At 40.8% G+C, this 20,438-nt stretch carries 17 protein-coding genes and 1 pseudogene; 6 read left to right on the top strand and 12 right to left on the bottom strand.

Annotated features, from left to right (window positions below; all coding sequences use genetic code 11):
• Window positions 1-43 precede the first annotated feature (43 nt).
• The 4 genes from I6E83_RS13825 to I6E83_RS13810 all read right to left on the bottom strand — a co-directional run bounded on the left by I6E83_RS13825 (window position 44) and on the right by I6E83_RS13810 (window position 2,254).
• Window positions 44-691: a DUF411 domain-containing protein gene (locus I6E83_RS13825; protein WP_197102718.1), complete on the bottom strand. Its 648-nt coding sequence runs from the start codon at window positions 689-691 to the stop codon at window positions 44-46.
• Window positions 692-830: 139 nt separating this feature from the next.
• Window positions 831-1,424: a c-type cytochrome gene (locus I6E83_RS13820; RefSeq protein WP_197102716.1), complete on the bottom strand. Its 594-nt coding sequence runs from the start codon at window positions 1,422-1,424 to the stop codon at window positions 831-833.
• Between the two features lie 90 nt (window positions 1,425-1,514).
• Window positions 1,515-1,793 carry a hypothetical protein gene (locus I6E83_RS13815; RefSeq protein ID WP_197102714.1) on the bottom strand — a complete coding sequence of 93 codons (279 nt, stop codon included), beginning with the start codon at window positions 1,791-1,793 and terminating at the stop codon, window positions 1,515-1,517.
• Between the two features lie 176 nt (window positions 1,794-1,969).
• Window positions 1,970-2,254 (bottom strand): hypothetical protein, encoded by a 285-nt coding sequence (locus tag I6E83_RS13810; RefSeq protein WP_102093213.1) that lies wholly within the window; start codon window positions 2,252-2,254, stop codon window positions 1,970-1,972.
• 243 nt (window positions 2,255-2,497) lie between these two features.
• Between I6E83_RS13810 and I6E83_RS13805 the strand changes: the two genes are divergently transcribed.
• From I6E83_RS13805 to I6E83_RS14990, 3 genes are all read left to right on the top strand, one after another.
• Window positions 2,498-3,217, top strand: coding sequence for a heavy metal response regulator transcription factor (locus tag I6E83_RS13805; protein WP_197102712.1), 720 nt, complete (start codon window positions 2,498-2,500; stop codon window positions 3,215-3,217).
• Window positions 3,192-4,694, top strand: coding sequence for an ATP-binding protein (locus I6E83_RS13800; protein ID WP_227680958.1), 1,503 nt, complete (start codon window positions 3,192-3,194; stop codon window positions 4,692-4,694). Before I6E83_RS13805 ends, I6E83_RS13800 begins: the two co-directional genes overlap by 26 nt.
• Window positions 4,695-5,083: 389 nt before the next feature.
• Window positions 5,084-5,263, top strand: a complete 180-nt coding sequence (locus tag I6E83_RS14990; protein ID WP_413787070.1) for a helix-turn-helix domain-containing protein — start codon at window positions 5,084-5,086, stop codon at window positions 5,261-5,263.
• A 237-nt stretch (window positions 5,264-5,500) separates the two neighbouring features.
• On the opposite strand, the gene I6E83_RS13790 is transcribed toward I6E83_RS14990, so the two are convergent.
• From I6E83_RS13790 to I6E83_RS13770, 5 genes are all read right to left on the bottom strand, one after another.
• On the bottom strand, window positions 5,501-6,172 hold the full coding sequence (locus I6E83_RS13790) for an HAD family hydrolase (RefSeq protein ID WP_197102709.1): 672 nt from the start codon (window positions 6,170-6,172) through the stop codon (window positions 5,501-5,503).
• Between the two features lie 100 nt (window positions 6,173-6,272).
• On the bottom strand, window positions 6,273-7,415 hold the full coding sequence (locus I6E83_RS13785; protein ID WP_197102708.1) for a TIGR03364 family FAD-dependent oxidoreductase: 1,143 nt from the start codon (window positions 7,413-7,415) through the stop codon (window positions 6,273-6,275).
• Between the two features lie 102 nt (window positions 7,416-7,517).
• The gene (locus I6E83_RS13780) at window positions 7,518-8,504 is read right to left on the bottom strand and encodes an ABC transporter substrate-binding protein (protein WP_197102707.1); all 987 of its coding nucleotides are present in this window, start codon (window positions 8,502-8,504) and stop codon (window positions 7,518-7,520) included.
• A 77-nt stretch (window positions 8,505-8,581) separates the two neighbouring features.
• A complete protein-coding gene (locus tag I6E83_RS13775) occupies window positions 8,582-10,264 on the bottom strand; it encodes an iron ABC transporter permease (protein ID WP_197102706.1) in 1,683 nt (560 codons plus the stop codon).
• Window positions 10,265-10,320: 56 nt separating this feature from the next.
• Window positions 10,321-11,199 carry an ABC transporter ATP-binding protein gene (locus I6E83_RS13770; RefSeq protein WP_197102705.1) on the bottom strand — a complete coding sequence of 293 codons (879 nt, stop codon included), beginning with the start codon at window positions 11,197-11,199 and terminating at the stop codon, window positions 10,321-10,323.
• Window positions 11,200-11,451: 252 nt separating this feature from the next.
• Here I6E83_RS13770 and I6E83_RS13765 point away from each other — a divergent pair, with 252 nt between their 5' ends.
• From I6E83_RS13765 to pcaD, 3 genes and pseudogenes are all read left to right on the top strand, one after another.
• Window positions 11,452-12,327: a LysR family transcriptional regulator gene (locus I6E83_RS13765; protein ID WP_197102704.1), complete on the top strand. Its 876-nt coding sequence runs from the start codon at window positions 11,452-11,454 to the stop codon at window positions 12,325-12,327.
• A gap of 330 nt (window positions 12,328-12,657) precedes the next feature.
• Window positions 12,658-13,406 (top strand): annotated as a pseudogene (locus I6E83_RS13760) (IS5 family transposase).
• Window positions 13,407-14,120: 714 nt separating this feature from the next.
• Window positions 14,121-14,900 (top strand): 3-oxoadipate enol-lactonase, encoded by a 780-nt coding sequence (pcaD, locus tag I6E83_RS13755; RefSeq protein WP_197102703.1) that lies wholly within the window; start codon window positions 14,121-14,123, stop codon window positions 14,898-14,900.
• A 432-nt stretch (window positions 14,901-15,332) separates the two neighbouring features.
• On the opposite strand, the gene I6E83_RS13750 is transcribed toward pcaD, so the two are convergent.
• The 3 genes from I6E83_RS13750 to I6E83_RS13740 all read right to left on the bottom strand — a co-directional run bounded on the left by I6E83_RS13750 (window position 15,333) and on the right by I6E83_RS13740 (window position 20,329).
• Window positions 15,333-17,120, bottom strand: coding sequence for an aspartate:alanine exchanger family transporter (locus I6E83_RS13750; protein WP_197102702.1), 1,788 nt, complete (start codon window positions 17,118-17,120; stop codon window positions 15,333-15,335).
• A gap of 9 nt (window positions 17,121-17,129) precedes the next feature.
• On the bottom strand, window positions 17,130-18,509 hold the full coding sequence (locus tag I6E83_RS13745) for a glutamate decarboxylase (RefSeq protein WP_197102700.1): 1,380 nt from the start codon (window positions 18,507-18,509) through the stop codon (window positions 17,130-17,132).
• Between the two features lie 350 nt (window positions 18,510-18,859).
• Window positions 18,860-20,329 carry an efflux transporter outer membrane subunit gene (locus tag I6E83_RS13740; RefSeq protein ID WP_197102698.1) on the bottom strand — a complete coding sequence of 490 codons (1,470 nt, stop codon included), beginning with the start codon at window positions 20,327-20,329 and terminating at the stop codon, window positions 18,860-18,862.
• Window positions 20,330-20,438: the final 109 nt, after the last annotated feature.

Raw genomic sequence — 20,438 nt, 5'->3', positions numbered from 1 at the left:
CTCATTAATAGAACAGAATGAGCTATGTAATGCTTTAATCAAACTAGATTTGCTGCTGCGGTGAGTCAATGGTTGCATAAATGGCTGTTGAGCCATCTTTGTTAAGCTGCATCACTTTATATGGCATAAATTTATCTTGATATTCCATACCAGGGCTACCAACTGGCATACCAGGTACGGCAAGACCAATGGCATCACTTGGCGGATTCTTTAGAAACTGCGCCATATATTTGGCAGGGACATGGCCTTCAAAGACAAAGCCATCGGTAGTAACGGTAGTATGGCAAGAGCGCATTTGCTGTGGTACGCCATAACGATCTTTAAACAAAGACACGTCGGCAACATCATGGACAGCTGCGCTTAACCCATTGTCTTCTGCGTGGCCGACCCACTCTTTACAGCAACCACAATTGGCATCTTTATAGACGGTGGCTGACACATTTCGCAAAATAGTTGATTGGGTATCTGAATGAGCACTGACAGGTATTATTCCGGCTTGTGGTTGCTCTACTAGAGCGGTTTTTTGCGTAGCGGTAGTTGGCTCAGTCGCTGGTTTTGAGTCAGCAGTAGTCGCGTTAGGTTGACTACAAGCGGCTATCGTTAACGATAATGGCAATACCACAATCGCTGAGAGCACACGGCCAGATATCAGATTATGTTCATTAATAAATCTATTAGTATAGCGTCTCATAAAACCACTCCTGAGCGTCTATCTGACGATCACATTTATAAAAATTAAAGCCGTAACACTGACCAAAGTAGTACTGGTAAAGCTTAAAACTCAAATCGCAAAAGGCAGCACTATTAAGCACTGCATCTTTTACGAAAAATCAATGTTGCATTCCGGATCCATCACCTGACATATCCATCTCACCATCAAATGACATGCCCAACATATCATCGTCTATCCTAGTGGTTAGCATGGTGTACTGGTTTTCATTCAATTCAGGTAACGATCTGATAAAAGCGACCATTGCCCACATTCTATCATCATCGTGCGAAGCGCCCCATGCTGGCATACCTGATGCCATAATACCGTGTTTAATGGCCCAAAAGGCTTGCTGAGCACCGGCATCTGTTTTATAGCGTTCAACCAATTCAGTATTGGTAAAATTGGGCGGCTTTGGATATAAACTTGCACTAAAATCAGTACTTTCTACTCCAGGAGATAAGTGACAGCCTGCACACATATCTTTATAGTCTGCCCCGCCCGAGCTGATCATTTCTGTCTTTTCTAGGTTTGGAACCGCAATGTCCTTACTAGCATTTGCTATTGAACGCGTACGTGCCGTTTCTAAAAAATTGTAAACCAGCGGACTATGGGCTTGATCAGCACCGATATTTATCACGCCACTGGTCACCACAATAAAAATGCCCACAATAGCGACAAAGACAGTAAGCAGTATTCCTAGTAAAAACTTCATAGGTTTGTCCTAAAAATCCATTTTTGTTAATACCCAATTACTGCTCGACAAAACCATCTAACAATAATATTGAATTTCTACGATCAATGTCTAAGAATCACTTTTACTAGTAACACAGTGCTTTTGGTACATCGCTTTCATTTTTCCCATATTGGTCATCATAGCTTTCATAGCAGGATCCTTCATATCCATTTTACTATGATCCATTTTGCCCATCATTTGCATGTGCTTTTCCATTTTTTCACAATTCATCTGATCTTTTTCAGCATGCATTTTTGGGTCATGTGCCAAAGCAGAGGTTGAAACAACTAAGGCTATAGCAGTTGCTACGATTGATTTAGACAGTGGTATTGATTTGAATAGTGACATGGTAAATCCTTATTTTATTTGGTATGAAGTCGAAAAACTTTAAAATATTAAGTTACTTTAAAGCATACTTTATTGATTCTGACAGAGAGATGACAGCAAGATTACAATTCTGTCATCTTGCTATTTATGGTTTTTAATATTGTCATCAATCCTTTAGTATGACATCAGAGCTGATATTACTTATCGCTACCATATTTGTTAATGAAGTATTTTTCAGACTGTAGATGTTGATCTTTGTGTTCAATCTCACAAGCCACTCTAGCATCGATATAGCTTTTCATTTGGGCGCTAGAAAGCTGAGCATCGTTATGATCCAAGTTTTTTGCAAAGTCAGTAACAGCGTCGCAGTTATTGATGATGGACGTACTTAGATCAGTAGTGTGCGCGTTAGCAGTGGTAATACCGATAAGTACGGATACCGACAGCAGTACTACTTTTTTGAATGAGCCGTGAATTTTCATATAAAGCCTCTTTTGTAAGTTGTTAGGTGTTTGAGTTATTAGGTCATTAAATTAATGACCTGTAAAAATAATTCATAGCTGCTAGATATTAGGAACGAGCCACTATGTTTCATTCATATAGATTAGCAAAAGAAGACTGACAATCTGATTACGAGCACATGACATTTTTGTCAGTTACAAAACGTTTTTGTCATCTATATTGATTAGGATGTCAAATAATCATAATCGTACTGAGAAATTACAATGAAAGTCCTACTGGTAGAAGATGAGTTGAAGCTTGGCGAGTATATAAAAAAAGGTTTAACCGAAGCTGGGTTTATCGTGGATCATCACCTAACAGGCCTAGATGGCTATCATGCATTGATGACAGAAGAGTTTAGCGTGATCCTAATGGATGTGATGCTGCCTGATGTTAGTGGATTTGAGCTGGTGCGCAATTACCGAGCAGCGGGTAAGCAAACACCTGTGCTCTTTCTAACGGCAAAAGATGACTTAAGCGATAAGATAAAAGGGATTGAGATTGGAGGCGATGATTATTTGACTAAGCCTTTTGCGTTTGCAGAATTGATCGTCAGAATAAAGAGTCTGTTACGACGCGCCAATCAAGCCGATTATCAAAGTACGATCCTGCAAATAGCAGATCTCAAGATGGATATTGCCAAGCGCACGGTACATAGAGGCGGCAAGCCTATTAAGCTCACAGCAAAAGAATTTTCCTTACTACAGTTTTTATTAGAGCGCCGAGGTGAAGTGCTACCACGCACCGTGATCGCCTCCCAAGTATGGGATGTGAATTTTGATAACGATACCAATGTGATTGATGTGGCGATAAGGCGTCTGCGTATAAAAATAGACGATGGTCATGAGGCAAAGCTCATTCATACTGTGCGTGGAATGGGCTATCGCTTAGAGGCGCTGGCTACTGAGGTCCAAAGTGATGCGGACGGAGACGATTCTAAATAGCATGAACCATACACTCAGAAACCGGCGCTGGTCACTGCTATGGCGAACGATTTCCTTATTGACAGTCTTCGTTATTATCTCTCAGGTCATCATCTATGCGTGGGTGCAGCGCTCTGTGAGTGGACACTTTGAGCAAATGGACTCAGAGATTATCACCCATGCAGCTTTTAATCTGCGTAAACGCATGGTTAGTGTTAACGAGCCCATAGAACCATTCACAGTGTCAAAGTCCCAATCACTCATTGATGACAATCACTTGCATTCCTCTTGGCTGGATTATGATTTAAAAACCTTAGTAGCAGATAAAAAAGGCAAGTTATTATCCAGTGACCCCAGTAGTTTCATTCATAGTTTGCCAGCCGATTTTAGCTTGTTATCACTATGGCAGGAACATCACGATCAGCAGTTTATGATCAAGATAAACAATAGGCATTACCGAGCCATTATTATTCCAAATCAAGAGATTTTGGCGTTTATTGCCCTACCTACCAATGTGCATCATCAATATCTTATCCAGTTTAACCGCCAGCTGAGCTTGATACTCACAGCCATCACCTTGTTGTTGGTTTCAGTAGCGGCATTAAGTGTGTATTGGGGGTTTGCGCCTCTGGCCACTATCGTCCAAAAAATGAAAGGCATAAACCTCCAAAGGTTAGACGAAAGAGTTGCGGTTGACGATATGCCGTTAGAACTGAGGCCACTAGCAGAATCTTACAATTCAATGATGGTCAAGCTTGAAAGTAACTTTGAGTCTTTGTCTCGGTTTTCAGACAATATTGCCCATGAGCTACGTACGCCAATAGCGACACTCAGCACGCAGACACAAGTCATGTTAAACAAACCAAGAGAGAGCAACGAGTATATTGAGCAGCTACATCATCAGCATGACACGTTAGAGCAGCTGTCGGCCATGATAAACAATATGCTGCTACTGGCAAAAACCCAAAAAGGATTAAGTGACTCGCAAATCAGTCACGTGGATACAGACAGCTTAATCACAAAGCTCGTTGATTACTATGAAATGATTGCAGAAGATCGAGGGATAACTTTTGAGAAATCGGGTAAGTTCGAAAGAGTATTAGGTGATGAAGGCTTATTGCAACGGCTGTTTGCCAACCTGATGTCAAATGCCATTTATTACGCAGCTATTGATAGTACTATCATGATATCCGCTACCGTCCTCACCTCAACCACCTCACTTAATGTGGATAAAGATGAGGCTCGACCCTCAAAGCAGCCATGGTTAAGCATAACTATGACCAATCGTTTAGATACACCGTTAGATCAGAGTCAAGCTGATAAATTATTCGAGCGATTCTATCGTCACGATAAGACTAGCAACAAGCACTCAGGTACAGGACTAGGGCTATCTATTGTTCAGGCTATCGCTAATGCACATAAAGGTACGGTTGATATCACTATCAAAGATGAGTATTTTTTTGAGGTTACTGTAGGATTATTGATGACCAAGTATTAACACCCCTACTCATACTATGGATCTTGGAAGTTATAAATATCGATGAATTAACAGAATATTAAGATAGGTTTGTGAGCTATGCTGAAGAAACCGTAGACATTAACTTAGGATCTTATAGTTTTGAATAATTTTTATTTGCTGTTTATTTTTATTAAGGAATATTTTTGAAATTAACATCGATATCGAAGATATTATTCAATGCTAAAGTAGACCCAACATTGGTCTAAACCATAACTGATTGGGTGGTAAAAATCTCAATATTATGGTGTCCGAAATATTATTAACCTCTCCATCATCATGGATTTATTTTACTCTGATGATACAAAAGGACCATAAATGCTACTGTTTATATAGTACAGAAGACTTAGATATGAAATCAATTTTCTCAGGTGGTGTTGTTAATATTGCGCCTTGAACACGCAAAATATATTCTTAAACATACTACGCTGCCTATTAGCCAAATCGTACTAGCAAGCGGCTTTATCGATAACAGTGCATTCTCTAGCACCTTCAAAAAAAACTATGGCATGACACCAAGCCATTATAGGCAAGAGAATCAGCTGATATAGCTTATTTTGTCTTGACGCAGTAACTAGGATGGCTTAACGGTATTCTTTGACTACCCTAAAAATATCAGAAAATTACTTTATGATTATGCTTGATGACCGTATTAGTAAGCCTTTAATCTAAACGGCAGTTACACAGAATCTAGGATAGACCCTCCAAATTAAAAAAGCCATAAAAGTCATTACTTCTATGGCTCTACTATTCTGTTGTATATTTTGAAGCTTAGACCTAGCTTTAAGCTAAATGAACTCCTTTAATTCAGTCAGCTTGTCTAAAACCGCATCGGGTGAATATTTCGCTAGCTGCTGCTCATTTTGCGCACCAGATAGCACACCTAAAACCAGCCCACACCCTGCATTATTACCTTCTTCAATATCGATACCACTATCCCCTGCTTTTAACACCTGTTGTGAATTATCAACATTGAACTGTTTCATCGCAAGATTAATCATATCAGGGCCTGGGCGCCCATTATCTACATCATCGGCTGTTATTAATGCATCTACTTGATCCCCCACAGACCAACCTAAGATAGTCAAAATTTTATTAGCAGTCTTAGCATCATATCCTGTATTCAATACGACATTACGACCGCTCGCCTTCAACTGCTCGAACAACTCTGACATGCCTTCAAACTCAGATAAGGTGTCCTTGTTATAAGCAGTTTCAAGATTGACTTTAAAGGCTGCAAATGCAGTATCCGTTAACGATTCAATATCAGCATCAGATAAATCTAGCATGTCCAAAATATCATGGATGGCGTTGCGTTTTTCCTTCCCTGCACCATATTCTAAACATAACTCAAGACTCACTTGCTTATCTGACTTGCCAGCACGCATCAGTACTTCATTGATGGCATTACGTACGGTTTTATAGACTAGGTTACCTTCATCTACTGTTGTGCCAGCCATATCAAACACACAGAGCTTAATATCAAAAAAAAAATTTTAATACTGGTTAAACTATCACTATGTGAGCTGCTGCTTGTTACATTATTATTTACTGTATTCATCATTTTGATTCCAATACCAATTTAATTAACTCTTCGCCAAATGCGAAACCTGTTGATGCCCCTGTACCACTGGTGACTGCACCGACCACCACGCCTTTTTCAGGTGATGTCTTAAATACCACGTCATCTGCACTTGGATATACACCCAACCAGTGCTGAGTAATATCTATCTCACCAATATCCATCACCTGCTTAAATTCATTAATGATTAGATCATCAGTTTGAGTGTCTCTAAACGGTAGTTCTCTATCACTATAATCATGACTATCGCCAATGATTAGTGAGCCATCTTCAGACTGAACCACAATTAGGTGGACATCTGCTTGACGCTCTACACTTTGAATATCGTCAAGTAAGGTTTTTAGTACCTTAGCTTCAGGTAACTGAGCAAATCCATCATAACGGGCAAAGCTTAAATCTGACATGACAGCGGCATTTAATCTAAATGCTTGTTTAGGCATGACTCGCATCATATTTAACGTGCAAATTTTAGCTTTGGTCTTAGCGAGTACTTCTGGATATAAGCCAGTAAAGTCAGCTCCTGGGCAGACCACACAATGCTCAGCATTAAGGACGCCACGGCTGGTATGCACTTTTGGTAATTCCACCGAAGTCACTGTGGTATGATTATAAAAGTCCACACTCTGCGTCTCTTTTAACCAATGAGCCAGCTTAGCAATTGCAGTATTGGACTCCACTCTAAGCTCATGCGGGCTATATAACACCCCTTCTCCCTTGTTCAGATAAGGCGCGGCTTCATTAATTTCAGACTGTGTCAGTATTCGACACCCCTCACCCATTTCAGTCTTTAAAAAAGCTTGTGCAACATCTACCGCTTCAGGTCGCTGCATTAACATATGCAAACCGATATGCTCTACCTGAATACCTGCTTTTGGGGCAATCTCGGCCCAAACATTACGCGAGTGCATGGCGCGTTGCCAATGCTCACCTCGACGCTGACCACTAACTGTCACAAATCCAAAATTACGAACAGAGGCATCTTTGTTCTGAGATTGGCGTTCTACAACCGCAACACTCAACCCCTTTTTAACGGCGGCGTAGGCGCTTGCCAGCCCAACGATGCCCCCACCTACGACGATGACATCGTATGTTTTATCAGAAAGTATTTTGCTCATTGTCATATCTGCTCTTCCCATACATTTTTATTAATTAGCCCTCTACTTGCTTAACCTATGAACTAATATAGCTAAGCATGAATGGGCATTATTTTGATTCAACTAAAATTACTCACCATGGAAAAAAGCACGGTGCTTATCTAACAGCTCGGCAGTTAATGGCTCTGGATAGGTCTTGGAGTTATCAATCTGATTCTCAGCGGCTACTGTCTCGCCGTCATACACAATATTTGGATAAACCTCTAATAAACCTGGGCGAGCTTTAGTGACAATTAACTCAGCCATTTTCATTGCTTTAGGATTAGTTTTCTCTCCTTTATCAATAACAGCAACCGATTCAGTCAATGTATAATTACCTTCACTGGGATCAACAAAATCAATTGGTAAACCTTTTGCTTTATTAGCGACTGCCTGATGACGTAGTCCGAAACCGATAGGCACCTCACCTGCCATTACCTTTTTAAGAGGGCCAGAGCCAGATAGCTCTAAATTAGGTCCTGCATTTTCACGAATAGCATTCATGATTTGTTGACCTTCAGCATCGGTGCCATATTCAGCAGCAATATCCTGTACAAACAACCAACCGGTTGATGAACCATTTGGATCAACCATAGAAATTTGGTTTTTATAAATAGGATTCGCTAAGTCTTTGGCACTAGTAGGTATGGGGAGATTATTGGCTTCCATCTCTTTGGTATTGAGTAAGATGGCACCCGTAAAGCTGAGGATCGGTGCATAGTAATTAGGCGTCGCAATCTGTGGGTTTGTCGTAAATGCTAACGCTTTAAACATCGGGTTCTTTGCTTGAGCACTTTCGATATAAAACGAGCTCATTGTCACCATATCAGCTTCAATATTTTTTCCTTCTGCTAATAGTCGTCCACCAAGCTCACCTGTTCCGAATGATTGAAATATGTATTGACCTTCAAAGCCTGCCTCATCAAGCACCTCTTGAATAACCTCGACTGCCTCTTCATCAGCATTACTATAAATAATCACCTCCTCGCCAGCCATATCTCCCGAGCTTTGCGACCCACAACCTGCTACTAAAACTCCACAAGTTAATCCCGTTATTATCGTTTTAAATAAATTCATTGTTTTCCCTGATTATTTGAGTGATTAAAGGTTAAATTAGTTTTCGTAACATCAACGCCTAAACTGTGTTGAAATATCTAAGCGACCGTCGTCACTGTGGTTTTTTTCACTTTTATTTTTGTTGTGCCATTGATGCTTCTGGTATAAAGGTATCGAACTACTGCGAAGAATATTAATGCCGTGATATTTGTGAGTAGCACCATCAGCGACAAGATAAAAATCTCATCAAAGCGGGCGAAGTGCTGTAGTTCAACAATTTTTGTAGTCAGCACCATCGTCTTCGCACCTGAAATGAATATCACTGCACTGATGCTGACCATCGCACTGATAAAGAAGTACGATGCCACTTCGATAAGTGTAAATATTGAGTTGGGTACAACAATTCGGCGTAAAGACTGTAGCCATGAGTCTCCAAGTAAAGAGGCGGTGGTCTCCCAGCCTAAGTTCATTTTTGATAGTGCGTTTTTACTCATGAGATAAGGTGTCGAGAAGTAATGAATGATATTACTAATCACAATAATGAAGATGGTGTTCGATATCGATGAGCCTGAAAAAACCATCAGGTAAGCAATACCAATAACCATACCCGGCACTGTATTGGTTACTAAGGCTGAGCTTTCTATCGTCAGCCTTCCTATCTTGAATAATCCTGAGCGCTCGTATATCAACGCGGCAACATAGGTAATAATAGTTCCAAAAATAGCTGTTAGTGTGGCGACAATAAGTGAGTTTTTATACACTCGCATTAGGTTCGAGGACTCGATCACCTTAGTAAATGTGTCTGTACTAAACGCCATCTCGTAAGGCCATGTCTTAATCCATGGAATGATGAAGATCACAGCAAATACGAATAACAATGAAATCAAAATGCCACTGGACAACACACCCAGAATCCTGTCTTTGACTTTAGATGTGGGCAAGTCAAAATGCTCTACTGAGTCATACCTGACATTAAATCGAGCCACATACCAAAGCAGTAGAATGCTCAAGACAGAGGGGATTAGCATAAACAAAGCAACCACAGATCCCTTTTCAAACGAGGGAGATGCACCCAGTATTTGGGTATAAAGCTCAGTGGCTATAACCTTATACTGACCACCAATAGAGGCTGGAATACCAAAGTCAGTAAAGGCTAAAAAGAAACATTGAATGATAGCGGCTGCAAAAGTACCAATTAAAGGACGAATGACCGTCATATCTATCTGGCGTAAGCGTGAATCGCCCATCAGTTCTGATACGATCACGAACTTCTTATCCAAATACTGAAAGGTATTGTTAAGCAGTAAAAAAGCTATTGGCAAGGTGTAGATGGTGTAGCCAAGCCACATACCATAGAAACCATATATGTCTTCAAACAACTGAAAGCCAATTATCTTAGTGAGTAGACCTTGCTTACCAAAGGTGTAAATAATGGCAAATCCATAAGTCACTGTTGGCAATAGCATAGGAAACAGTGATGCAAGCTTAATTGTTTGTTTAAAGCTCTTTGGTAAGTTAGTCCAGTGCACCGTATAGGCAAGGATAAATGCCAAAAAGGTGGCACTCATCGCACTAACAATGGCGACAAAAAAACTATTTAACATCACTTGTCTGAAGTCATTACTGCTGATGATATCAACATAGTGGCTTATACCTAATCCATCAGCCACATTAAATGACAGCACCAACATTTTACCCAAAGGCACAAACATAAAGACGAGAAATAGCGCACCAATGAAAAGCCACGAAGCTTTCATTAGCGGTGAGTTATTAAGTTTCATAATGACCTACGCGCAAAATAAGTAAGTTTTGAAAGACCAGCGTTGGCCTAGTGCGATTAACCTTTGGAGGTATCTTTAATGGATTTAGCAGCTGTGCGCTGGATTATGGAATTGATATCTTCAGTGACTGAACTGCCATCTAGCACAGGTCTCATTTGAGTGTATTTTTCTAATGGATCAGCTGGCGCATCGTCCGTTTCAAATAGGCTCAAGATATTACGACGTTTGATATTGAGCTGATTTAAGATAAAGCTCTTAACAAAATCATTGGCAGGGTTTTTGATGATTTCTGATGGTTTGGCATATTGAGCTACTTTGCCGTCTGATAACAATAAAATGCGATCAGAGAGTGTCATTGCTTCTTCAGGATCATGTGTCACAATCAAAGTGGTTAGCTCATAACGCTCTGCAATCTCGCGAATACGTGCCTTAATGGTCTCTTTAATAACCCCGTCTAAGGCAGATAAAGGCTCATCTAATAATAAAATCTTAGGCTTCATCACTAAAGTACGTGCTAATGCAACACGCTGCTTCTGCCCACCAGAGAGCTGGCTGATTCGCTTGTTCAAATGCGGCTTAATCTCCAAAAGGTCAACTAGCTCATCAACCTCCGCTTGTGTGCTGACGTTAGGTCTATTACGTAGCCCATATTCAATATTCTGCTTTACATTCAAGTTAGGAAACAAAGCATAGTCTTGGAATACAATATTGAAACCTCTGTGCTTCATAGGCACACGTGTGATGTCTTCATTATCATAAGCAAGCCGACCAGAACTAATATCGGTTAGACCTAAAATAATATGCAGCAACGTGGTTTTTCCACAGCCAGATGGGCCTAATATTGAAACAATCTCACCCTTATCTACCTTTAGGGAGATATCCTCAAAAATAACTTTACCATCATACTTCTTAGTCACATTTCTTAGTTCTAACATAATTTTAAGCCCAAACTTATATTCTGGTATTGGCAGTGAGTGATAGCTCAAGCAAATACACTTAGGTAAATTGCTCAACGCTTTAATCGTTTACATGTGACTAATATAAGAGATGAGTATGACAGTTTGGTGTCATATATAAGGTTAGCTTATATATTTAATCATTCAGTCTTATTCATCGTGTATAACTTCTCGTACTTCCCAGAGATATGCCTGACAATCTCTGAAACCGATACGAAAGACGGCGGTCATATGACAAAAAAGCCCTATACTTATAATCAGCTAAACATATTAAATTCTGTGCTTGAGGAAGGTAATTACACACAGGCAGCTAAACGTTTAGGCGTGTCTCAATCTGCCATTAGCCAAGCACTATCTACGCTTGAAAACAATCTTGGATTTAAGCTATTTATACAGCGTGGCAGACACCTTGTGCCAACAGATTACTGCTTAGAGCTTGGGTCGTTGACGAGTAAAATACGAGCAGTTGAAGATGATCTAGAGCAGCTGATTCAAAGAAGTAAAGTTTTTGAATCAGCTATATTAAAGGTAGCTCTATGCAGCCCGCTGCCGGGCACTGAAATTATCAGGCAGTTTAGTAAGCGCTATCCCAAGCTACAGACTGAGATCTATTTTGGTAATTTCTATGAAACGTTCAGTAGAGTAGTTAACGGTCAAGTAGATGTTGGCATTCTTGCAAATGTGCCAAAAGATGACAGGTTACAGTTTAAGAAATGTGCTACCCAGCGGCTCGTTGCTTTATGCTCACCGAACCATCCTTTTGCATCAAGAGAGTCTATAAGCTTAACTGAGTTGGCGTCGGAAACCGTCATATTCCGCACGCACGGCTCTACCACTCAAAAAATTATAAATGAGGTACTAGCAAAAATTAATTTAGAGATAACCCCTACCTATATCGTAAACACTCAAGAAAGTGTTTACGATGCGGTACAGCAAAACTTAGGTGTCGGATTTGCATGGAGCGAAAGCGCAGTAAGAAAAGATGGTTTTGTGAAGATACCCATTGCGGAGTTGCCTTCAGACTATGATGAGGTGGTTTTTTCACTCAAAAATGTAAACAACTTAGTAGTGACTGCTTTGATGAACTCTTTAGATACCTCTGGTTAGACCCTGTCAAAAGAGTATCTTAGTGTTTTCATTGTATACGCACCATACATTAGTAATAACTCTAATTATCAGTTAGTGTTGTGTTTTGCAAAACACTTCAAAAACGAATGTTTGGCTTCAACTGAAAATTATAAGCAGCTCTTTTAGGACGCTAGTCAATAAACGACTTATCGATAAAGATAATAAAAACATAGGCCGCTACGTATATGAAATAGTCTATTTTCTTAGCGGGGTATTTATGCTGAGTAACTAGGGCGTGTCATCAATTAGCAGAGATATTTCAGAATAAGCTATACTTAGATCGTATTTAGTAATTTGAGATCGGACACTATGACAAGACGACATGCCTTACGAGATGACCAATGGGAGAGGATTAAAGAGCTTCTACCTGGTCAATCGAGTGACGTTGGTGTTACTGCAAAAGATAATCGCTTATTCGTAGAAGCTGTCCTATATCGCTATAAGACAGGCATCCTTTGGCGCGACCTACCTGAACGTTTTGGTGACTTCAGAGTGGTTCATACTCGCTTTAGCTGCTGGTCAAAAAAAGGCGTATGGGAACAGGTTTTTCATCAGCTGTCCGAACCATCAGATGATGAATATCCCATGCTAGATGCCACGATTGTTAAAGCCCATCAGCACAGTGCTGAAAAAAAAGGGATCAAGCCATCAGTCGTAGTAAAGGTGGACTGACCACTAAAATACATACTCGAACCGATGCATTAGGCAATCCTACTGGCTTTTATCTAACAGGTGGCGCAGCTCATGACCTATGTGGCTCAGATGAACTGCTCGATGTCAGTATTAGCCAAACTTGGCTTGCCGATAAGACTTATGATGCTGATGCCCGCGTCATTGAACGAATTAAAGCCGTACAGGGCAATGCAGTCATACCGTCCAAGTGTCACCGACTGCAGCCAAGAGACTTCGATAAAAAACTTTATAAAGCGAGGCATCTAATCGAGAACTTCTTTGCCAAGATCAAGCAGTACCGTGCGATTGCCACTCGTTATGATAAGTTAGCCAGTCATTTCCTCAGTGCAATTCATCTGGTTTCTTGCGTGGTCTGGCTTAATTGATGACACGCCCTAGTCTCTCGTTGATGTAATCAATCCTATAATCAATTACTTTTATCACTCATTCTTATCTAAAGAGACCTAGAAATAATATAAAAATAACATTTTTATATAGTAGCTTGACGGTAAAAATACAGTGCCAAAATATGTGTTTAACCTTATTAGGTTAAAATTTATATTGTGATTACTCAATCATATAATATCTACAGGCTAATAGAGTTAGTACATGTAAGATATCATCATAATATAAATTTTAGTCGAGCCACTTTGACATGGTAGAGGGTGGAGTACTGGGGTGAAATGGAGGGCAGAGGCGCTATCTACAGTCCTAAAAATAAAATGATGACCTGTGAATTTTAGTAAAAATATCATTGTTATATCAGGCTCACCTGCAAAGCATTGCTGCGAAATTAGCTCGAACACAAAGCAACTATATGCTGCTAAAAAATTCTCTTAGGTAGCGATGGCATCATTTTTATGGTGGCCAATATATCAATATTACATAACCTATTTGAGAGACTAAAATCCTCAAAACCCTTAAAGGTAGGCTGTATATGACGTATAGAATTCTCAGGCCTTTACTATTCTTAGGTGAGGTTGTCAATATCGGGGTTTGAGCGTATTGACAGCTAACTAATAGTTCAAGATAAACGTATTTTTCACTAGGTGAAAAACAATCCCCTCCTCACATGCTCTTCAAAAGTAAGGACCTTTATCATGCCTGTATTAGAAAATAAAGACATCACTCTGAATTATGCCATTTTTGGCGATAGCAACGACCCTGCCCTAATATTTTCCAATTCTCTAGGCACTGGCTATCATATGTGGCAACCACAAATCGATATCTTACAAGCCGATTACTTTATCATTTGCTACGATACTCGTGGTCATGGGAAGTCATCAGCACCTAGTGGCCCTTATAGTTTGGCTCAGCTTGGGCAAGATGTGATCGATTTGTTAAACCACCTACATGTTGATAAAGCATTTTTTTGTGGCATTTCAATGGGTGGTATGACTGGTCAGTGGCTAGCCATTAATCACCCAGATCGCTTTAAGCACTTGCTATTATGTAATACCGCAGCCAAAATTGGCTCAGAAGCACCATGGCTTGAGCGTGCGGCATTAGTACGTGAGAACGGGCTGGACGATATCGCCAAAACAGCAGCCTCACGTTGGTTTACAGCTGGTTTTATTGAACAGTATCCTGATGTGGTTAGAGCACTATCCAGTGCTCTTGCAGCTGGTAGTGCAGAAGGCTATGCCAGCTGCTGCGAAGCGTTGTCTACTGCCGATACTCGCGAGCATCTAAAAGATATTCGCGTACCAGTTACAGTGTTGGCAGGCTCTCAAGACCCTGTTACTACCGTTGCTGATGGTCAGTATATGGTTGATAACATTCCAAACTCAACGCTTGCCACGATTGATGCATCACATATCTCAAATATCGAACAGCCAGACGTATTTACTCAGCTGATACGCAATCACCTAAGTAAGTAACTAAGTATTTTTTTAGCTAAGTGATACTAGTCACTTTTAACAATGATCATTTTTGTATCACATGGTGAGTTATATTCTTGTTATTACAAAACGTAGACGCACCCTCGAATACTATTAGAAGCAATTAAAAGACCTCACAACCTAGCAGTTGTGAGGTCTTTTAATTGCTTATCGCACCATAATATCGCATAACTTACGATAACTTTTCACAACAGTATTTTAAGGGTATATCTAGCAGATATCTGAAAATACTTTTAAACGGAATATCAAACTGCTAATTTCAACGCTCACTCTTTAGGGGGTTAATGCTCCAAAAATCTTGGGGCAGTTCAGTATAAGACCTATAGCTTTCTCAGGCCTTTATTATTAGGTGAGATTATCAATATTGGAATTTTGAAATAATCATTGTCTACTAATTTCAGTCCTAAAAACTCAAGATAAAATCATCGAAATATAACCGCCAATCAAAGCTAAGACGGTCGTAAGCGCATAACTGACAGGATAAGGTATAGCAGCAACTGAACTTTTTGACTCTTCCATAATGGCGTTTAGTCCAGGTGTACTATTTCTAGCGCCAGTGGCGGCACCATCAGCAATGATTGAGTTAAGTTTAAAGAATTTCACCCCTATCCAGAAGGCAACGAGCGGTGGTATTAACGCACCTGCTATTCCGATTACTGCTAGCCATAATAGAGTATCACCATGTAAGGCTGTAATAACTTTAGGCCCAACATTGGCGGCTAAAACTGCCACAAAAACGTTTAAACCAAAATCTTGCAAGAAGCTTCTGGCGCCTTCATGTATCGGACCACCAAACTCAGGGTTGCGACTGCGAAAATAACTAACGGCAATCCCAGCAAGAATACACCCTGCTGAAGTTCCTAGTGCAAATGGAATACCTGCAATTCGGACCGTTATAATACCGACTAAATATCCGATAACCATCGCAACGGCAAGATAAATTATTTCAGACTTCATGGTTGGTAATATTACTCGTCCTCCCAATCGTTTCCCTGCCATTTTTAAGGCCACATCCGGACCTGCTAGCCTAATCACATCTCCGAAAGAGATCTGTGTTTTAGGGCCTAATGGGATTTCATTACCTGATCTAAATAAAGCTTGAACCGTGACGCCTCCTATTCCTGACTCGCTGAGGTCATGAATGTTTTGACCTGAGATATCATGAGAGCCAATGTGAATATCTGCAACTTCTATAGGAACATTGCGAGCCAATTGATCATCAGCTTCAGGTCCGATAAGCTCATTGTCTACAAAAATCAAATCATGAATATTGGCTCTAACCGTAACGATATCGTTCAGTTGAACGATAGGATCATCTGATAACTCTACAATCGCACCATTTCTAACCAAACGTAAAATAGGCGCTTGCGGATACTCTTTGACTAACGCTGAGATACTTTTGCCAACAATGTTTTTGTGAGTCACATAAAAGGCGCGTAAATCATACGGTGAAAAACCCAGTGTTAATGCCTGAGGTGCTCCAGGTAAAGGATCTGTCGCACCGCCATTATAATTAGCTTCAGCGGCTTTAGCCTCTTCAGCAGAGTTGTAACCAAAAATCTTAGGTAAATAGCGAATGAGTAAAATAATACCAACAGTGGATAAGACATAGCTAACGGCATAGGCTGCAGCCATATTGGCACCAACTTCTTCCGCTGTTATTCCTGACGGTGGTATATAGGCACCACTCGATAAAGCGCCTTGCCCCACTCCTAGTATGGCCGTTATGGTATAGCTGCCAGAGATAAGTCCTGTTGCGTATCCAGGTGCTAAGCCTGCAAACTTTGCCCCAAAAAAGCAGATAATCCAGTTTAGTGACCAGACAATGACGCCGATACTAATGAATGCCAAACCACCTTTTTTTAATCCAGCAAAAAACTGAGGTCCAACTTTAAGCCCTAAAGCATACATAAAAAGAAGGAGCATAAAGGTTGAAAGAACCCCTGGTATGGCATAAGTAATATCATAAGCAGATTGTGCAATCATCGAAAGCACAACCCCTACCAGCAAAGTACCTGCTGTTGACCCTAAAGAGATATTCTTGATGCTACGATTACCAATATAAGTACCTAAAGCTAATGATAACAAGATAAATACTATGGGCTGATTATCCAGCAGTTGAAAAAATCCATGTAAGCCTGAAGCAGTAACAGGCTCTATCTTATCGAATATCTGACCGACTACAGTAGGATTACTCATAATGCTCTTCTATGTGTGATGAAAGGTACGAGTAGAGCTAGAATGGGAAACTGGATGCGCTTTATAGTATTCAACAGCGGCTTTAATATCACGTAATAACAACGCGGCCATATCTCGACTGATACCATGACGAATTAGAATACGTTGAATGACGGTGTCCTGACGATCGTTTGGTAGTGGATAAGAGGCTATTTGCCAACCATGTTGACGAACCTTGTCAGATAAATCATAGAGATTGAAACCCCAGTCTCCTTCTTTTAGGGTATAACTAAGGGCAGGTAAACCACCTCGTCCATCATAAAACATCTCAAACGGACCTAACTTTGAGATTTCGTCTGCTAACCATTGAGCGGTATCTACACAGGCTTGTTGAACACCTCTATAACCTTCAAAGCCTAATCGTAAAAAATTATAGTATTGCGCGACAATTTGACCACCTGGTCGAGAAAAGTTAAGCGCAAAGGTTGCCATGTTTCCACCTAGATAATCTACATAGAATATCAAATCTTCTGGCAAGTCTTCTTCTGAGCGCCAAACTACCCAGCCGACACCTAGTGGTGCCAAACCGTATTTATGACCACTCGCATTGATAGACTTTACTCTATCGATACGAAAATCCCACTCAAGTTCAGGTTGAATGAAGGGCGCTATAAATCCACCCGAAGCGGCATCTACATGAATAGGTATGTCCCATCCTTTTTCGCTTTGAATATCATCTAGCTCTTTTGCCATCGCAGCGACGTCTTCATACACACAAGTGTAAGTCACCCCTAAGGTAGGAATGACACCAATGGTATTTTCATCAACATAGTCTTTTATTTTTTCGGGATTGGTACTAACCTCATTACCTTCAAGTGGAATTTGACGAAGCTCAACATCAAAATACCGCGCAAATTTATGCCAACAAATCTGTACTGGCCCAACGACCAAATTGGGCTTTGAGGCATCTAATCCTGCTGCTTCGCGTTTTTGACGCCAACGCCACTTCATGGCTAATCCGCCAAGCATGCAAGCCTCTGATGAGCCAGTAGTTGAGCAACCAAGAGTCGTATGAGCTTGTGGGCTATTCCATAGATCCGCTAAGATATGAACACAACGCGCTTCCATTTCAGCAGTCTGTGGATATTCATCCTTATCAATCATATTTTTATCGACACATAAGTCCATGATGTCATGAACCTCATCTTCCATCCATGTCGTACAAAATGTAGCCAGATTCTGCTTGGCATTGCCATCGAGAAGTAGCTCGTCTTTTATAAACTGAGCAACAACTTCTGGCTGGGTACTGTTTTGAGGCAATTGAAATTTATTGAGTAGCGTATTACTCATTGGGTCTTCATAAACGTCTTCGCTAATAGGATCTATCTGATTTCGGTTGTGTAAAGGCATAATCTAACGTTCCTTTATATGATTGAAAAATCATTGTGTGTGTCGACCTATAAATATTAGATACCTTTGCAAGTTTAGAATATGTTGCCTTATTGTTAAGTTAAATTTATATGAAAGTTATGTTATTGTTAAACAAAGTAATATTTATCTTAAATAAATATTTAAATTAACTAACTAAATTATGGGCTATATTTGTAGGCATTAACTTGGAAAATCATAGTTACGCAACCAGACGATAATAACTAAACTGCATTTTTAGTGATATCGCTGATGGCTTCGAATGTTGTTTGGTAGTCTTGGTGATAGTTCTACAGTTTTTTCAACATAGATCACTCATAAGCTATCTGAATTTACGATGCCTCCACAGTGACATCCTCTCCCCATCCTCCTCCTAGTGATTTATAAAGGTTCAGTAGCATTTGTGCTCGAGCAAGCTGCGAGTAAATCAAGTTTTCTTGTATTTGTTCCGAGTCGAGCTGCGCTGTCAGAGCTTCATCTAACGTTTGATAACCATAACGAAACAGTTTTTCGGCATCGCTGGCACGCTTGGCAGACTGCTGATAGGCCGTATCTAGCAATTTTTGTTGCTGCGCGAGCGCCTGATGTGCTTGATAAGTATTATCTACCTCACCAAGCGCGAGCAGTAGCCTTCGATCATACTGTAGCAGCGCCGTTTGCAATCGAGCGTCTGCGCTTTCGATATTGGCCTCAATCCGACCATTTGTAAAAATGGGAACCTGTATACCCACACTCAATATACTGCCCCAACCTTTCAAATCTGGCACATCACTGTCAACGTCAATACGCCCGCCTTGACCTAAAAAACTAATGGAAAAACGTGGCAGCAGATCAGCTTTGGCACTTGCCAGTTTGGCAGAATAGGCATTGACTTGTGCGCCATAGGCACGCAGATCTGGACGACGTTCTAGCAACCCTTGGGGCGTTTGGCCACTGGGTGCACTCGGTTGATGATTGAGAATGTTTACAGTCGTAGAAGGCAGCTCAAAACCTTGCGGTACTTGCCCGATAAGTACGGCTATGCTACGTACGTGTGTGGCATATTCTGCATCGATTGTGCTTTTTTTCGCACGCATGGCATTGAGCTTACTTTGGACATTATTGACTTCATACATGGTGACTTGACCCGCTTGAAAACGCCCTTTTATATATCGCTCAAAGCGCGTCAATATCTCTACATTGCGAGCGGTAATGACTTCACGCTGCTGGGCAGCACGGGCTTGAAAATAGTGATCAGCAATTTGAGCTGCCAGTAGCATTTGCGCGCCATATACTTTTTCTTGTACACCCAACGCCGCATAACGGGCGGCATCAGCATCACTTTGTTTTCTGCCAAATATATCGGGCTCCCACGCAGCAGAGAATCCCGCATTAGCATGACTGCTGTCTATATCTTGGTGCGTCTCTAGCATCGCTGTACTAGCACCCAATAGACGACTGAGGTTGTCATTTGCAGACAGATGAGCCGAACCATTTATAAGGCCCGCTGAAGCATTGACGCCAGCTTGTGGCCCAAGATCAGCAGTGGCAAGACGACTGATTGCCACTGCTTCTGCAAAACGACTTTCAGCGATGCGGATATCGGGGCTGTCTTGTAAGCCTTGCTCTATTAGGCGACTCAATAACGGATCTTGCCATTGTCGCCACCAGTGGCTAATTTCTGGACTGCCCTTCGCCGCTTTGTTTTCGTCAAATGTCGTCGGAATAGAAATGTCACTTTGGCGTACAACCTGTGTGCTTTGGCAGGCGCTTAAGATCAAGACCAATGCTCCCAAACTCACAATTTTGGATAATGGAAACATGCGCTTCTTCTCCTTATATTCTCTATCATTATTTTTAATTTAGGGCCATAGTCGAATATCAAACACGCCCTAGGACGTCTTATAGAAGCTATCCTAGGATATCGGTATA

Source organism: Psychrobacter sp. SZ93C1, assembly GCF_015864635.1.
Lineage (GTDB): Bacteria > Pseudomonadota > Gammaproteobacteria > Pseudomonadales > Moraxellaceae > Psychrobacter > Psychrobacter fozii.
This window is presented reverse-complemented; position numbering and strand designations above follow the sequence as displayed.

Coding starts and splice junctions, on each gene's coding strand:
- I6E83_RS13780 (WP_197102707.1), bottom strand. CDS start 8,504: ATGAATTTATTTAAAACGATAATAACGGGATTAACTTGTGGAGTTTTA.
- I6E83_RS13805 (WP_197102712.1), top strand. CDS start 2,498: ATGAAAGTCCTACTGGTAGAAGATGAGTTGAAGCTTGGCGAGTATATA.
- I6E83_RS13750 (WP_197102702.1), bottom strand. CDS start 17,120: ATGAGTAATCCTACTGTAGTCGGTCAGATATTCGATAAGATAGAGCCT.
- I6E83_RS13815 (WP_197102714.1), bottom strand. CDS start 1,793: ATGTCACTATTCAAATCAATACCACTGTCTAAATCAATCGTAGCAACT.
- I6E83_RS13820 (WP_197102716.1), bottom strand. CDS start 1,424: ATGAAGTTTTTACTAGGAATACTGCTTACTGTCTTTGTCGCTATTGTG.
- pcaD (WP_197102703.1), top strand. CDS start 14,121: ATGCCTGTATTAGAAAATAAAGACATCACTCTGAATTATGCCATTTTT.
- I6E83_RS13825 (WP_197102718.1), bottom strand. CDS start 691: ATGAGACGCTATACTAATAGATTTATTAATGAACATAATCTGATATCT.
- I6E83_RS13775 (WP_197102706.1), bottom strand. CDS start 10,264: ATGAAACTTAATAACTCACCGCTAATGAAAGCTTCGTGGCTTTTCATT.
- I6E83_RS13790 (WP_197102709.1), bottom strand. CDS start 6,172: ATGGCTGGCACAACAGTAGATGAAGGTAACCTAGTCTATAAAACCGTA.
- I6E83_RS13765 (WP_197102704.1), top strand. CDS start 11,452: ATGACAAAAAAGCCCTATACTTATAATCAGCTAAACATATTAAATTCT.
- I6E83_RS13800 (WP_227680958.1), top strand. CDS start 3,192: ATGCGGACGGAGACGATTCTAAATAGCATGAACCATACACTCAGAAAC.
- I6E83_RS13810 (WP_102093213.1), bottom strand. CDS start 2,254: ATGAAAATTCACGGCTCATTCAAAAAAGTAGTACTGCTGTCGGTATCC.
- I6E83_RS13745 (WP_197102700.1), bottom strand. CDS start 18,509: ATGCCTTTACACAACCGAAATCAGATAGATCCTATTAGCGAAGACGTT.
- I6E83_RS13770 (WP_197102705.1), bottom strand. CDS start 11,199: ATGTTAGAACTAAGAAATGTGACTAAGAAGTATGATGGTAAAGTTATT.
- I6E83_RS13740 (WP_197102698.1), bottom strand. CDS start 20,329: ATGTTTCCATTATCCAAAATTGTGAGTTTGGGAGCATTGGTCTTGATC.
- I6E83_RS13785 (WP_197102708.1), bottom strand. CDS start 7,415: ATGACAATGAGCAAAATACTTTCTGATAAAACATACGATGTCATCGTC.